This window comes from Microbacterium sp. AR7-10, assembly GCF_001878835.1.
Classification (GTDB): Bacteria; Actinomycetota; Actinomycetes; order Actinomycetales; family Microbacteriaceae; genus Microbacterium; species Microbacterium commune.
Map to the genome: position 1 here is coordinate 20,047 of NZ_MJIR01000066.1, position 12,849 is coordinate 32,895.

General features: G+C 69.7%; 12 protein-coding genes. 1 reads left to right on the top strand and 11 read right to left on the bottom strand.

Annotation, left to right across the window (positions count from 1 at the left end):
• From BFN01_RS09250 to BFN01_RS09280, 7 genes are all read right to left on the bottom strand, one after another.
• A complete protein-coding gene (locus BFN01_RS09250; protein ID WP_071643682.1) occupies positions 1 to 825 on the bottom strand; it encodes a shikimate dehydrogenase in 825 nt (274 codons plus the stop codon).
• Position 826: 1 nt separating this feature from the next.
• A complete protein-coding gene (gene mltG / locus BFN01_RS09255) occupies positions 827 to 2,236 on the bottom strand; it encodes an endolytic transglycosylase MltG (protein ID WP_083428746.1) in 1,410 nt (469 codons plus the stop codon).
• Entirely contained in the window at positions 2,229 to 2,711 is a 483-nt protein-coding gene (gene ruvX / locus BFN01_RS09260) for a Holliday junction resolvase RuvX (RefSeq protein WP_071643683.1), read from the bottom strand. The genes mltG and ruvX overlap by 8 nt, the downstream gene beginning before the upstream one ends.
• Positions 2,708 to 5,368, bottom strand: a complete 2,661-nt coding sequence (gene alaS, locus BFN01_RS09265) for an alanine--tRNA ligase (RefSeq protein WP_071643684.1) — start codon at positions 5,366 to 5,368, stop codon at positions 2,708 to 2,710. The genes ruvX and alaS overlap by 4 nt, the downstream gene beginning before the upstream one ends.
• A gap of 64 nt (positions 5,369 to 5,432) precedes the next feature.
• Positions 5,433 to 5,621: a hypothetical protein gene (locus tag BFN01_RS09270; RefSeq protein ID WP_071643685.1), complete on the bottom strand. Its 189-nt coding sequence runs from the start codon at positions 5,619 to 5,621 to the stop codon at positions 5,433 to 5,435.
• A gap of 62 nt (positions 5,622 to 5,683) precedes the next feature.
• Entirely contained in the window at positions 5,684 to 6,313 is a 630-nt protein-coding gene (rpsD, locus tag BFN01_RS09275; RefSeq protein ID WP_071643686.1) for a 30S ribosomal protein S4, read from the bottom strand.
• A 171-nt stretch (positions 6,314 to 6,484) separates the two neighbouring features.
• The gene (locus BFN01_RS09280; protein WP_083428747.1) at positions 6,485 to 7,813 is read right to left on the bottom strand and encodes a replication-associated recombination protein A; all 1,329 of its coding nucleotides are present in this window, start codon (positions 7,811 to 7,813) and stop codon (positions 6,485 to 6,487) included.
• Between the two features lie 168 nt (positions 7,814 to 7,981).
• On the opposite strand from BFN01_RS09280, the gene BFN01_RS09285 reads away from it, so the two are divergent.
• The gene (locus tag BFN01_RS09285; protein WP_071643687.1) at positions 7,982 to 8,815 is read left to right on the top strand and encodes a formate/nitrite transporter family protein; all 834 of its coding nucleotides are present in this window, start codon (positions 7,982 to 7,984) and stop codon (positions 8,813 to 8,815) included.
• 65 nt (positions 8,816 to 8,880) lie between these two features.
• On the opposite strand, the gene BFN01_RS09290 is transcribed toward BFN01_RS09285, so the two are convergent.
• The 4 genes from BFN01_RS09290 to nirB all read right to left on the bottom strand — a co-directional run.
• The gene (locus BFN01_RS09290) at positions 8,881 to 10,008 is read right to left on the bottom strand and encodes a uroporphyrinogen-III synthase (RefSeq protein ID WP_071643688.1); all 1,128 of its coding nucleotides are present in this window, start codon (positions 10,006 to 10,008) and stop codon (positions 8,881 to 8,883) included.
• Positions 10,005 to 10,775, bottom strand: coding sequence for a uroporphyrinogen-III C-methyltransferase (gene cobA, locus BFN01_RS09295; protein WP_071643689.1), 771 nt, complete (start codon positions 10,773 to 10,775; stop codon positions 10,005 to 10,007). The genes BFN01_RS09290 and cobA overlap by 4 nt, the downstream gene beginning before the upstream one ends.
• Positions 10,772 to 11,134: a nitrite reductase small subunit NirD gene (gene nirD / locus BFN01_RS09300; RefSeq protein WP_071643690.1), complete on the bottom strand. Its 363-nt coding sequence runs from the start codon at positions 11,132 to 11,134 to the stop codon at positions 10,772 to 10,774. Before nirD ends, cobA begins: the two co-directional genes overlap by 4 nt.
• On the bottom strand, positions 11,131 to 12,849 hold a 1,719-nt coding region (nirB, locus tag BFN01_RS09305; RefSeq protein WP_071643692.1), incomplete at its 5' end, for a nitrite reductase large subunit NirB. The genes nirD and nirB, both read right to left, overlap by 4 nt.

Below are 12,849 nucleotides of genomic sequence, written 5' to 3' on the forward strand. Positions count from 1 at the left end.
CTAGTCTCCCATGCCCGCCGACCGCATGATGCCGACTGTGACGGCTTCGTCGGGCAGCTCGCGCTGCGGGTCGCCGCCGCAGAAGACGCGGATCTGCCGCACGGCCTGGAACAGCAGCATCTCGAACCCCGAGATGACGTTCGACGAGGGCCACAGCGCAGCCAGCGCGGAGGGCCACGGCGCGTACGCCGCCTCGAAGAGCGTGCCGCCGACGGCGGCGAGTGGTGTCGCGACGTCGGCGTCGAGCACAGTTCCGCTCGGCAGCGTGGCGACGGTCACATCGACGTCGGATGCCGGTGCCGCGAAGTCGACGGTGCGGAGCTGCACACCCAGAGCCTCGGCGGTCGGGCGCAGCCGGTCGACGGCTTCGGGCCGCCGAGCGCGGAACTCCACCTCCGTCGTGCCGAGGTCGCTCAGCGCCACCAGAGCGGATGCCGCCGTGGCGCCGGCTCCGAGGATGCGCCCGCGCCGAACGCCCGCGATCCCGGCATGAGTGAACGAATCCACGATGCCGCCCACGTCGGTGTTGAAACCGCGCACGGTCTCGCCGAGCAGCAGGGTGTTCACCGCTCCGGTCAGCACCGCATGTCTGTCGAGCTCGTCGGCCGCGGCGTGCGCGACCTCCTTCAGCGGCATCGTCAGCGACAGCCCGCGCCAGGAGTCGTCGAGGGAGCTCAGGGCGGCAGGGAACGCGGCCGCGTCGACCTGACGACGCTCGTACGTCCAGTCCAGCCCGAGATGACGGTAGGCGGCCGTGTGCAGCAGCGGTGAGCGGCTGTGCCCGATCGGGTCACCCCACACGGCGAGACGCGTGCGCGAGGCCACCTCAGCAGCCCGTGTACTCGGGGTTCGCCGAGCACCAGGCGCGCATCTTCTTGATGCCCTGCTGGTGCTCTTCATAGGTCTGGGAGAACTGCGTCTCACCGGTCGAGAAGTCGACGGTGACGAAGTACAGCCACGGGCCGTCGACCGGGTGCATCGCGGCGTCGATCGCCGCGTATCCGGCGTTCGCGATCGGTGTCGCGGGGAGGCCGCTGATGACGTACGTGTTCCACGCGTTGTCGTTATGCTGCGCGGCTTCGGACGTGCTCGCCTTGCCGGCGTGCAGCTCGCCGTAGCCGTACTGGGCGGTGGAGTCCATCTGCAGCATCATGCCGTCGGCGACGCGGTTGGCGATGACGCGCGACACCTTCGGGAAGTCGGGGGTGCGCGCTTCGCGCTCGATGATCGATGCGATCGTGAGCACGCGCTGCTCGTCCTCTGCGGGAACACCCGCCTCGGCCAGCGACTCGCGGGTGCGATCGACCATCGCCGCGATCACGTCCTCGGCCGTCGCACCGGGCTCGAACGTGTAGACGGCCGGGAACAGCCAGCCCTCGAGACTCTGCGCGGAGACACCGTACGCGGAGGGATCCTGAACGGCGGCCTTCAGCTCTTCGATCGGGATGCCCACGCCCTCGGCGATCTGCGGCAGCGAGGAGGCGACCGTGCTGCCCTCGGCGATGCGCACGGTGTTGGCCATGCGGTTCTCCGGGTTCGACAGCGCCTTCAGCGCTGCAGCCGCCGTCATCTTCTGCTGGAGCTTGTACACCCCGGGATAGAACGTGGCATTCGGTTCGTTCTCGATCAGGTACTCGTAGAACACGCGGTCGGTCTTGGTGACCTTCGCCTCGAACAGTGCCGTCGACACCGGGCCCCCGGTATCGCCCTTCTTGATGGTCACGAACGCCTCGCCGGTGGCGATTCCGGCCTCGTAGTCCTTCGGCTCACCCCAGCCCATGATGTCGTCGATCTGGGTCTGGTACGTGTTGTAGATCCAGGCGCCCGCGCCGGCGGCGACACCGCCGATGACGAGCAGCACGATCAGGGTGATCAGGCAGCCACGACCCCGTCGCCTGCGCGGCGCAGGGGCCGAGGGCTCGGGAGCGAAGAGCGCGTCCAGAGGCTCGGAGCCCTCTGCGTCGTGCGCCACCGCAGCCGGGCTCGGTGCGGCAGCTGCGGGCCGTGCGGCTGCTGCGTCGCCGGCCGTCGCTTCCTGGTCCGGCTGAGCCGACGGGTTCGCCGGAGCCGTCTCGCGCTCTGCGGATCCGCGGGCGGCCGCCTGGCGCAGTGCGCGTCGCGAACCGGGGGCCGGTTCATCGCGGGCTTCGCGCTCGGGCACCGGCGGCGGCGCTGTGGGGACGTTGTCGAAGAAGTCACCGAGCGAGTCGGATCTGCGATCGTGCGGGTCAGACATCGCGGGGCGGCTCCTGGGCAGGCGTGATCAACGCACCGGCGGGCATCCCGGTGCTCTTCTCGGTGTCCACGGCATGCTGCAACAGCACCACTGCGGCCACTTGGTCGACAATGCTACGAGAGTTCTTCTGTGTTCGCCCGGAAGCGCGCAGGGCGGTGTGGGCGCTGACGGTGCTGAGCCGCTCGTCGACCATGCGGATATCGAGGCCGGAACGGCGCTGCAGCTCCTCGGCGAAGGCGCGCGCGTCGTCGGTCGACAGCGTCTCCTCGCCGCGCATGTTCACGGGCAGGCCCACCACGATCTCCAGCGGCTCCCACTCGGCGATGAGCTGCAGGATGCGGTCGATCGACGTCTCCGACCGGGGCACGGTCTCGACCGGAACGGCCAGCATGCCGTCGGGGTCGCACCGGGCGACGCCGACACGCGCCTTGCCGACATCGATCCCGATGCGGGTGCCTCGCCGGAAACCGGTCACGCTCCCGCGAGCTCCGACACGATCGCTGCCAGGGCGGCGTCCAGAGCCGCAGCATCCGTCCCCCCGCCCTGCGCGACGTCGTCCTTGCCGCCTCCGCCGCCGCCGAGCATGCCCGCCGCGATGCGCACCAGCGCACCCGCCTTCGCACCGGCGACGCGCGCGGCGTCGTTGGTCGCCACGACGACGATCGGCCGACCGCCGACGACACCGCCGAAGGCGACGACAGCGGCGTCGGAGCCGAGACGCTCGCGCACGCTCAGGGCGAGGGTGCGGATGTCGTCGGCCGATCCGACCTCGCCGAGCGAGGTGGATGCCACGCGGTAGCCGCCGACCTGCGCTGCCGCCTCGACCAGAGCGGGGACGCGTCCCTCGCGCTCCTTCGCCTCGAAGTGCGCGATGCGCTTCTCGGCTGCCTTGAGGTTCGCCTGCAGCTCTTCGATGCGGGCGCCGAGCTGGTCGCGCGGCGCCTTCAGCGCCGAGGTCAGCTGCGACACGACGGTGCGCTCCGCGGCCAGCTCGCGGAAGGCGTCCTGCCCCACGAGGGCTTCGATACGGCGGTTGGATGCACCGACCGATGACTCGCCGACGAGGCTGACCAGTCCGATCTCGGAGCTCGTGACCACGTGCGTGCCGGCGCAGAGCTCGCGAGACCAGGGCCCGCCGATGTCGACCATGCGCACCACGTCGCCGTACTTCTCGCCGAACAGCGCCATGGCGCCGGCGTCCTTGGCCTCGTCGAGCGAGACGATGCGGGTCGTCACCTCGAGCGCGTCGTTCACCGCGCGGTTGGTGATCTCCTCGATCTCCGAGCGGGTCTCCAGCGACAGCGGCTGCGACCACGAGAAGTCGAAGCGCATGTACCCGGCGCGGTTGAGCGAACCCGCCTGGGTCGCGGTCTTGCCGAGCGTGTCACGCAGGGCCGCGTGCACGAGGTGCGTGGCCGAGTGCGCCTGTCGCGCCGCGCGACGGTTGGCGGCGTCCACCACGGTGGTCGCGCGGTCATCGACCGACACCGACCCGGTGGCCACGTGCACGGTGTGGCTGATCAGCCCCGGCACGGGGCGCTGCACGTCGAGCACGTCGAGCTCGAACCCGGCGCCCACGATCGTGCCCTTGTCCGCGACCTGGCCACCCGACTCGGCGTAGAGCGTGGTCTCGGCGAGGACGACCTCGGCGACCTGTCCCTCGGATGCGGTCTGGACGGGCGCGCCGTCGACGATCAGTCCGAGCACCCGGGATTCGGTCTGCAGGTCGGTATACCCCGCGAAGCCGGTCTCACCGAGCGCGCGGAACTCGCGATACACCGACACATCGGCGAGCTGACGCTTGCGGTTGCGGGCGTCGGCCTTGGCGCGGTCGCGCTGCTCCTTCATGAGCGCGTCGAACGCGGGGCGATCGACGTCGAGCCCTGCCTCCTCGGCGACCTCGAGCGTGAGGTCGATCGGGAAGCCGTACGTGTCGTGCAGCAGGAAGGCCTCGGAGCCGCTGAGGGTGGCGCCGCCCTTCTTCTTGGTGTCGCCGAGCGCGAGATCGAGGATCGTCGATCCCTGGGCGAGGGTGCGGCGGAAGGTCTCCTCCTCGGCGAAGGCGGCCGAGGAGAGCGTCGACCAGTCCGCCTCGAGCACGGGGTACGCCGACTTCATGGCGTCCTTCGACGCCGCGAACAGCTCGGGGAACGACGGCGCGTCCACCCCGAGCAGGCGCATCGATCGCACGGTGCGGCGCATCAGGCGGCGGAGGATGTAGCCGCGGCCCTCGTTCGAGGGGCGCACGCCGTCGGAGAGCAGCATGAGCGACGAGCGCACGTGATCCGCGATGACGCGGAAGCGCACGTCATCCTCGTGCACCGCGCCGTACTTCTTGCCGGAGAGCTCGACGGCGCGGTCGAGGACCGGACGCACCTGGTCGGTCTCGTACATGTTCTCGACGCCCTGCTTCAAGAAGGCGACGCGCTCCAGCCCCATGCCGGTGTCGATGTTCTTCATGGGCAGTTCGCCGACGATGTCGAACTCCGTCTTGCTGCGGACGTTCTCGACGAACTCCTGCATGAACACGAGGTTCCAGATCTCGAGGAACCGCGAGTCGTCGGCGGCCGGGCCGCCGTCCTTGCCGTAGGCGGGACCGCGATCGAAGAAGATCTCCGAGTCGGGGCCGCCGGGGCCGGGCTGCCCGGTGTTCCAGTAGTTGTCCGCCCGGCCGAGCCGCTGGATGCGCTCCGGCTTGAGCCCGATGATGTCGCGCCAGATCGCCTCGGCCTCGTCGTCGGTCTCGTAGACGGTGACCCACAGGTCCTTCTCGTCGAAGCCCAGTCCTCCGTCGGCCTCGGACGAGGTCAGCAGCTCCCAGGCGTACCGGATCGCGCCTTCCTTGAAGTAGTCGCCGAACGACCAGTTGCCGAGCATCTGGAAGAACGTGCCGTGGCGGGCGGTGCGGCCGACCTCTTCGATGTCGTTCGTGCGGATGCACTTCTGCACATCGGCGATGCGCGGATGCGGAGCGGGAACGACCCCCGTGAGGTACGGGATCATCGGCACCATTCCGGCGACGGTGAAGAGCAGCGACGGGTCATCGCTGACCAGGGATGCCGACGGGACGATGAGGTGGTCGTTCTTCTCGAAGTAGTCGAGGTACCGCTGCGCGATCTCCGCAGTTTTCATAGAGCTCGTGGCATTCCTTGCGTGGGAGCGCCGCGTCGGGGCGCGCGGCGATTGTGAATCGGGTTCAGTCGTCTGCGGGGTCGGACAGGCGGGCTTCCTGCTGCCGATACGCGTCGCCGATGACGGCGGTGACCTGAGACAGACGGGCGTCGAGGTCGGCGAAGATCTCCTGCCCGCGAGGATCCTTGTTCATGAAGTGGGCGGCGACGAATCCGCCGATCACGCCGGTCAGGAACCAAGACAGTCTCTTCATCGCTCCATCCTACGACGAGAGGCGCCGGGGAAACCCCGACGCCTCTCGTGCGGATGCTGATATCAGCGGGCTGCGTAGTACTCGACGACGAGCTGCACTTCACAGGTCACGGGGACCTCGGCGCGCTTCGGACGACGGACCAGGCGGGCCTGCAGCTTGTCGAGCTCGACCTCGAGGTAGCCCGGGACCGGGGGCAGGACCTCGGCGTGACCGCCGGCTGCTGCGACCTGGAAAGGCTCGAGAGCCTCGGACTTGGCCTTGACGTGGATGAGCTGACCCGGCTTCACGCGGAACGACGGGCGGTCGACGAGCTGACCGTCGACGAGGATGTGACGGTGCACGACCAGCTGACGGGCCTGCGCGGTGGTGCGGGCGAAGCCGGCACGCACGACGAGCGCGTCGAGACGCATCTCGAGCAGCTCGACCAGGTTCTCACCGGTCAGGCCGTCCTTGCGGCGGGCCTCGTTGAACGCGATGCGCAGCTGCTTCTCGCGGATGCCGTACTGCTCGCGCAGACGCTGCTTCTCACGCAGACGGACGGCGTAGTCGCTGTCGGCCTTGCGCTTGGTGCGGCCGTGCTCCCCGGGAGCGTAGGGACGCTTCTCGAGGTAGCGGGCGGCCTTCGGGGTGAGCGGGATTCCCAGCGCACGGCTGAGACGGACCTTGCGGCGGTCCTGGGACTTCGTGACCACGAAGTGTTCCTTCCGTGACGTGGACGCGTCTTTCGCGCCTCACGGGCGTATCGCCTCGCTTCCTCCTTCTCGTCGCGCACGCCGGGGCGCGTCGGGAAGTGGTGCAGGAGAGAGGGATGCCCGAAAACTCGGTTTCGAGCCGCTCAATGCTAACAGATCGGGCTGAGCGTCTCAGCGGTCGCCGAGGATCCGCCGGATGCGCTCCAGCCGGGGTGCGATGTCGCGCTCGGCACCGAGGTTCTTCGGTTCGTAGTAGCGCCGCCCCACGAGCTCGTCGGGCAGGTACTGCTGAGGCAGGATGCCCGCGTCGCTGTCGTGCGGATAGCGGTAGCCCTTGCCGTGCCCGAGGCGCTTCGCTCCGGCGTAATGGGCATCGCGGAGGTGGATCGGCACACGGCCGAATCCGCCGGCCCGCACGTCCGCGATCGCCTGATTGATCGCGGCGTACGCGGCGTTCGACTTGGCGGTCGTCGCCAGGTAGATCGTCGCCTCGGCGAGCGGGATGCGCCCCTCTGGCATCCCGATGAAGGCGACCGCATCGGCGGCGGCCGTCGCGATCGTCAGCGCCTGCGGGTCGGCGAGACCGATGTCCTCCGCAGCGGAGATCACGAGTCGACGGGCTATGAACCGCGGGTCCTCCCCCGCCTCGATCATCCGTGCCAGATAGTGCACCGCCGCATCGGCATCCGACCCGCGGATCGACTTGATGAAGGCGCTGATCACGTCGTAGTGCTCGTCGCCCTGTCTGTCGTAGCGCAGCAGCGCCCGATCGACGGCCTGGGCGACGTCCTCATCCGTGACGACGACCTCCTCACCCTCCTCGTGCTTCGAGAGCGCGACGGCCGCGGCCGCCTCGAGTCCGGTGAGAGCACGGCGCCCATCCCCCGACGCGAGACGGATCAGGGCCGCCCGCGCATCATCGGACACGCTCACCGCGCCGGCCAGCCCGCGCGCGTCTTCCACGGCACGGTCGAGCAGCACGCCGATGTCGTCGTCGGTGAGGGGCTTCAGTGTCAGAAGCAGCGAACGCGAGAGCAGCGGCGAGATCACCGAGAACGACGGATTCTCGGTGGTCGCCGCGATGAGGATGACCCAGCCGTTCTCGACGCCGGGCAGCAGGGCATCCTGCTGGGCCTTCGTGAACCGGTGGATCTCATCCAGGAACAGGATCGTGGTCTGGCCGTAGAGGTCGCGCTGCGTGATCGCCTCCTGCATGACCTCCCGTACGTCCTTGACCCCGGCGGTGATCGCCGACAGCTCGACGAACCGGCGCCCCGAGGAACGGGCGATGGCCTGAGCGAGCGTGGTCTTGCCTGTGCCGGGCGGACCCCAGAGGATGATCGACACCGCGCCGGGCGCCTTGGCATCCGGATCGGCGAGGGCGACGATCGGCGACCCCGCGCGCAGCAGATGCTGCTGCCCGGCCACCTCGTCGAGCGAGACCGGCCGCATGCGCACGGCGAGCGGTGTCTGTCCCGAGAGCAGGGGCGCGGAGGTCATCCTCCCAGGCTAGTCGGGGCGGCCGACACCCGTCTTGCTCACAGCGCCGCGCGGGCGAGGTGAGAACTTGGTTCCATAGGCGTAACCACACACACGAACCTCGGAAACATCGCTGGACCACGCTGTCCTCGAGAGAGCCCGACCGGGCTCCTTTCCTAGGAGGTACTCGTGTCTTACGTCAAGCCCGCCCAACTCGTCGGCCACATGCTCGACGCCGGCGCCGCCAAGATGCAGATGTCCGCACGCGACACTCTGATCCGGGCCTTCATGGGCGCAGCCCTGCTCACCATCGGCGCGGCCTTCGCCGTGACGATCGCCACGCAGACCGGCCAGCCGCTGCTGGGCGCCGTGCTCTTCCCCGTCGGCTTCGTCATCCTCTACCTGTTCGGCTACGACCTGCTCACCGGCGTGTTCACCCTCGGTCCTCTCGCCGTCCTCGCACGGCGCCCCGGTGCCACGGTTCCTGCCATGCTCCGCAATTGGGGCCTGGTGTTCCTGGGCAACCTCTGCGGCGCGATCCTCGTCGCCGTGCTCATGGCCGCGGTCTTCACCTACGGCTTCTCAGCCGAGCCGAACGAGGTCGGCCGCGCGCTGGGCGAGATCGGCCACAGTCGCACCGTCGGATACGCCGATCACGGCCTCGCCGGCATGCTGACGCTGTTCATCCGCGGAATGCTGTGCAACTGGCTCGTGTCGACCGGCGTCGTGCTGGCGATGGCGTCGAACACCGTCGGGGGCAAGGTGATCGCCATGTGGCTACCCATCATGCTGTTCTTCTACATGGGCTTCGAGCACTCGATCGTGAACATGTTCCTGTTCCCTTCCGGCCTGCTCATGGGCGGGGAGTTCACGCTGTGGGACTACCTGATCTGGAACGAGATCCCCACGGTCGTCGGCAACCTCGTGGGCGGACTGCTCTTCGTCGGGCTCCCCCTCTATCTGACGCACGGCGGCAGCTCTGTCCGGCAGCCCGCGGAGGAGCCTCGTTCCGTCATGGTGTGAGCGCAGGTGCATTCGCGGACGGGCCGACGGAGAGGCACGCGAGGTGCCTCTCCGTCGGCCCGTGTTCAGAGCCGCTCGTCGAGCGCCAGCCGGTACCCGCGTTTGACCACGGTCGTCACGGCGCGCCTGTCGCCGAGCGCCTCGCGCAGACGCGCGACCGCCATCTCGACGGCGTGCGGACTCTGGCCTCCCCGCGGCAGCACTCGCCCCAGCTCCTCCCGCGAGAGAACGCTCCCTCGGGCATCGAACAGTGCGCCGAGCACACCCGCAGATGCCGGGGACAGTGGCACGAAGCGATCACCGATCAGCGCACCACCGCTGCGCACCTCGAGCGCGCCCGCCGCTGTGGTGGCGAAGGGCGCCCCGGCCGCGAAATGCTCCACGACGCACCGCACGAGCGAACCCAGACGTCCGCGCGCGGCGACCGCCGTCCGCAGGCCGGCATCCCGGAGCGGCGCCGCGGTGATCGGACCGACGGCGGCGAGCAGCAGCCGCCGGGATTCCGCGCGCCGGCGGATCGCGGCGAGCGACCCGGCGATCTCGGCGATGCGCAGCCATTCCGCAGCGCCCGGCGCCGACGTGAACAGCAGCGCGTCCACGGCTCCGGAGGCGGCCTGCTCAGCCGAGCGGCGCACGAGGCCCGCATCCGGCGGCGGGCCCCACCTGTACACGATGAGGGGCACGACGGTCGCGCCGTGTGCGGTGAGCAGCTCGTCCAGTCCGTCGGAGCCCGCGCCGTGATGCTGCACGGCGATCCGCTCACCTTCCACGCCGCGGGCGATGAGATGCTCCGCCACCTCGGCGGACGTCTCCGTGCTCGCCACCCAGTCGGCAAAGAACCCCGCCTGCTGAATGGCTCCGTGCGCCTTCGGTCCGCGGGCGATGAATCTCGCCTGCGACAGCGCGTGGGTCAGCTGCGGGTGCAGGTCGCGCTCGTGGACGGCATCCATCCAGCCGCGGAGCCCGACCCCGGTGGTGACCACGACGGTGTCGGGCGGCTGGGCGACGAGCTCGCGCGAGCGCTCGAGGAGCAGCTCGTCATCGGCGGCGGGCAGGATGCTGAGAGCGGGCGCACGCTGCACCGTCGCGCCGCGACGTTCGAGCGCGACGGCGAGATCGCCGGCGCGACGATCGGCGACGACGACGATCGCGCATCCCGCCAGAGCGGAATCCGGCAGTCGGCCAGGCGTCACGCGGACACTGCTCCCACGGGCACCGGAGATGGCCGGACCGGTGCGAGCAGCCCGGCTCGCGCGACGTCGCCGATCACGATGACCGCGGGATTGCGCAGCCCCATCGTCCTGGCATCCGCCGCCGCACTGCCGAGGGTGGTGCGGATCGAGCGCTGCTGCCGCGTGTGGCCGTTCTCGATGAACGCCATCGGCGTGCCGGGTGCGATGCCGTGTCGCAGTGCCGTGTCGACGAGACGGGGAAGCGCGGTCACTCCCATCAGGATGACGGTCGTAACCTGGGGATCCGCGATGGCCGTGAGCGTGGTCGCGTCGATGCCCCGATGCCCGGTGGTGACGTGGAACGCGGCGGCCGTGCCGCGATGCGTGAGGGGGATGCCGAGCGCCTGCGGAACGGCGATCGCGCTGCTCGGCGCCGGGGTCACGTCGACCGGCACACCCGCCACGAGACACGCCTGCATCTCCTCCGCTCCCCTGCCGAAGACGAAGGGATCGCCTCCCTTCAGACGCACCACCCGGCGGCCGGCCGCCGCGTGCATCACGAGAAGCCTGTTGATCTCCTCCTGAGGAACCGGGTGATGACCGGGCTGCTTGCCGACGTCGATCACCAGCACGCGAGGGTCGAGTCCCTGCACGATCTCGGCTGCCGGGCCGAGCCGGTCGAACACGATCACGTCGGCTTCGGCGATGAGACGCGCCGCGCGCACCGTCATCAGATCGGCCGGACCGGGGCCGCCGCCGACGAGGTCCACTCTGCCGAGCATCGTCATCGCAGCTCCCCGAGGTGGATGAGCACGTCGCCGTCGTGCATGACCACGGGCCATACCCGCAGCGTCGCGGGCGGCCGTCCCTGGGTGGCGACGCACAGACCGGTGCGCAGGTCGAACACCTGCTTGTGCATCGGCGAAGCGACGGTGGGGGCGCCGTCGCGGGTGCCCACTATGCCGCGAGACATCACCTGCGCCCCGCTGTACGGGTCGAGGTTCGCGACCGCGTGCACCGTGCCGTCGGCGAGCAGGAAGAGCGCGATCTGCGTCTTGCCGAAGAGGGCGGCGCGCCCTCTCTCGACCTCGAGATCGGTCAGCGCGCATGCGCGGACGAGCGTGTCGAGACTGTGGGCGATGGTCATCTGCGCACCTCCAGGGTGGTTCCGGCGATCAGGATGCCGCCCGCCGTGCGCTCCGCCTCGGTGGCGGGGCGCACCTGCCCGCGCACAGGGACGTAGGCGAGCGAGGGGTCGGGGGTGTCGGCGGCGTTGACGAAGGAGCTGAAGCGTCGCAGCTTCTCGGGGTCGCGCAGGGTGGCGGCCCACTCGTCCTCATAGCGATCCACGTGACGCGCCATCGCCGCGTCCAGGTCGGTACAGATGCCGAGCGCGTCGTCGAAGACGACGCTGCGGAGCCCGTCGAGACCGTCTTCGAGGTCTTCGCACCACGCTGCGGTGCGCTGCAGCCGGTCGGCCGTGCGGATGTAGTACATGAAGAACCGGTCGATGGCCTGGATGAGCCCGTCGTCGTCGAGACCGGACGCGAGCAGCTGCGCGTGGCGAGGGGAGAAGCCGCCGTTCCCGCCGACGTACATGTTCCAGCCCTGCTCGGTGGCGATCACGCCGACATCCTTGCTGCGGGCCTCCGCGCATTCTCGCGCGCATCCCGAGACGCCCAGCTTCAGCTTGTGCGGTGCGCGGAGCCCCCGATAGCGCAGCTCGAGACGCACGGCCATGCCGACCGAGTCGAGCACTCCGTAACGGCACCAGGTCGACCCGACACAGGACTTGACGGTGCGCAGCGCCTTGCCGTAGGCCTGACCGGATTCGAATCCGGCGTCGACGAGCCGCCCCCAGATCTCGGGAAGCTGCTCCAGGCGTGCGCCGAACATGTCGATGCGCTGGCCACCCGTGATCTTCGTGTACAGCCCGTACTCGTCGGCGATCCGGCCGATCGCGATGAGGCCGGCAGGGGTGACCTCGCCGCCCGGCATCCTGGGCACGACCGAGTACGTGCCGTCCTTCTGCATGTTCGCCATGACGTGGTCGTTCGTGTCCTGCAGGGTCGCGTTCTCACCCTCGAGCACGTGATCGCCGACGAGCACCGCCAGGATCCCCGCGAGTGCGGGCTTGCAGATGTCGCACCCGCGGCCGTGTCCGAAGCGCGCAATGACGGTGCTGAACGTCGTCAGCCCGGAGACGCGGACCGCGTCGAACAGCTGCCGTCGCGACATGTCGAAGTGCTCGCACAGCGCGGTCGATGCGGTGCGGCCGGTCTTGGCCAGCTCGGCTCCGACGATCTTCGAGACCATGAAGACACACGAACCGCACGTCGCACCTGCACGAGTGCAGGCCTTCACCGCCGCAGCGTCGGCGCAGCCCTCCTCGTGGACCGCGGCGCGGATGCGCCCTGCCGTGACGTCGGCGCACGAGCACACGACTGCGGCGTCGGGCAGTTCGCGCGTCGGCGTCCCGGCTCGCTCCTCCGGCATCAGATACGCGGCGGGGTCGCCACCCAGCGCGGCTCCGACGAGCGGGCGAAGTTCGCCGTAGGCGCTGGCATCGCCCACGAGGATGCCACCGAGCAGCGTCTGCGCATCATCCGAGAGCACGAGCTTCTTGTACACCCCGGCGACCGGATCGGCGTAGACCACGTCCAGAGCGTTCGGCGTGGTCGCCATCGCGTCACCGAAGCTGGCGACGTCGACCCCGGAGAGCTTGAGCTTCGTCGCGTCGTCGTATCCGGGGAAGCCCGCGGGCCGGCCGAGCAGGCCGCTCGCGGCGACCTCGGCCATCGCGTAACCAGGGGCGACGAGCCCGACGCAGCGCCCGTCGAAGCTCGCGACCTCCCCGATGGC

Excerpts from the sequence above, each read along its gene's own strand:
- mltG (WP_083428746.1), bottom strand. The coding sequence starts at position 2,236 with ATGTCTGACCCGCACGATCGCAGATCCGACTCGCTCGGTGACTTCTTC.
- alaS (WP_071643684.1), bottom strand. The coding sequence starts at position 5,368 with ATGAAAACTGCGGAGATCGCGCAGCGGTACCTCGACTACTTCGAGAAG.
- BFN01_RS09270 (WP_071643685.1), bottom strand. The coding sequence starts at position 5,621 with ATGAAGAGACTGTCTTGGTTCCTGACCGGCGTGATCGGCGGATTCGTC.
- BFN01_RS09280 (WP_083428747.1), bottom strand. The coding sequence starts at position 7,813 with ATGACCTCCGCGCCCCTGCTCTCGGGACAGACACCGCTCGCCGTGCGC.
- cobA (WP_071643689.1), bottom strand. The coding sequence starts at position 10,775 with ATGACGATGCTCGGCAGAGTGGACCTCGTCGGCGGCGGCCCCGGTCCG.
- nirD (WP_071643690.1), bottom strand. The coding sequence starts at position 11,134 with ATGACCATCGCCCACAGTCTCGACACGCTCGTCCGCGCATGCGCGCTG.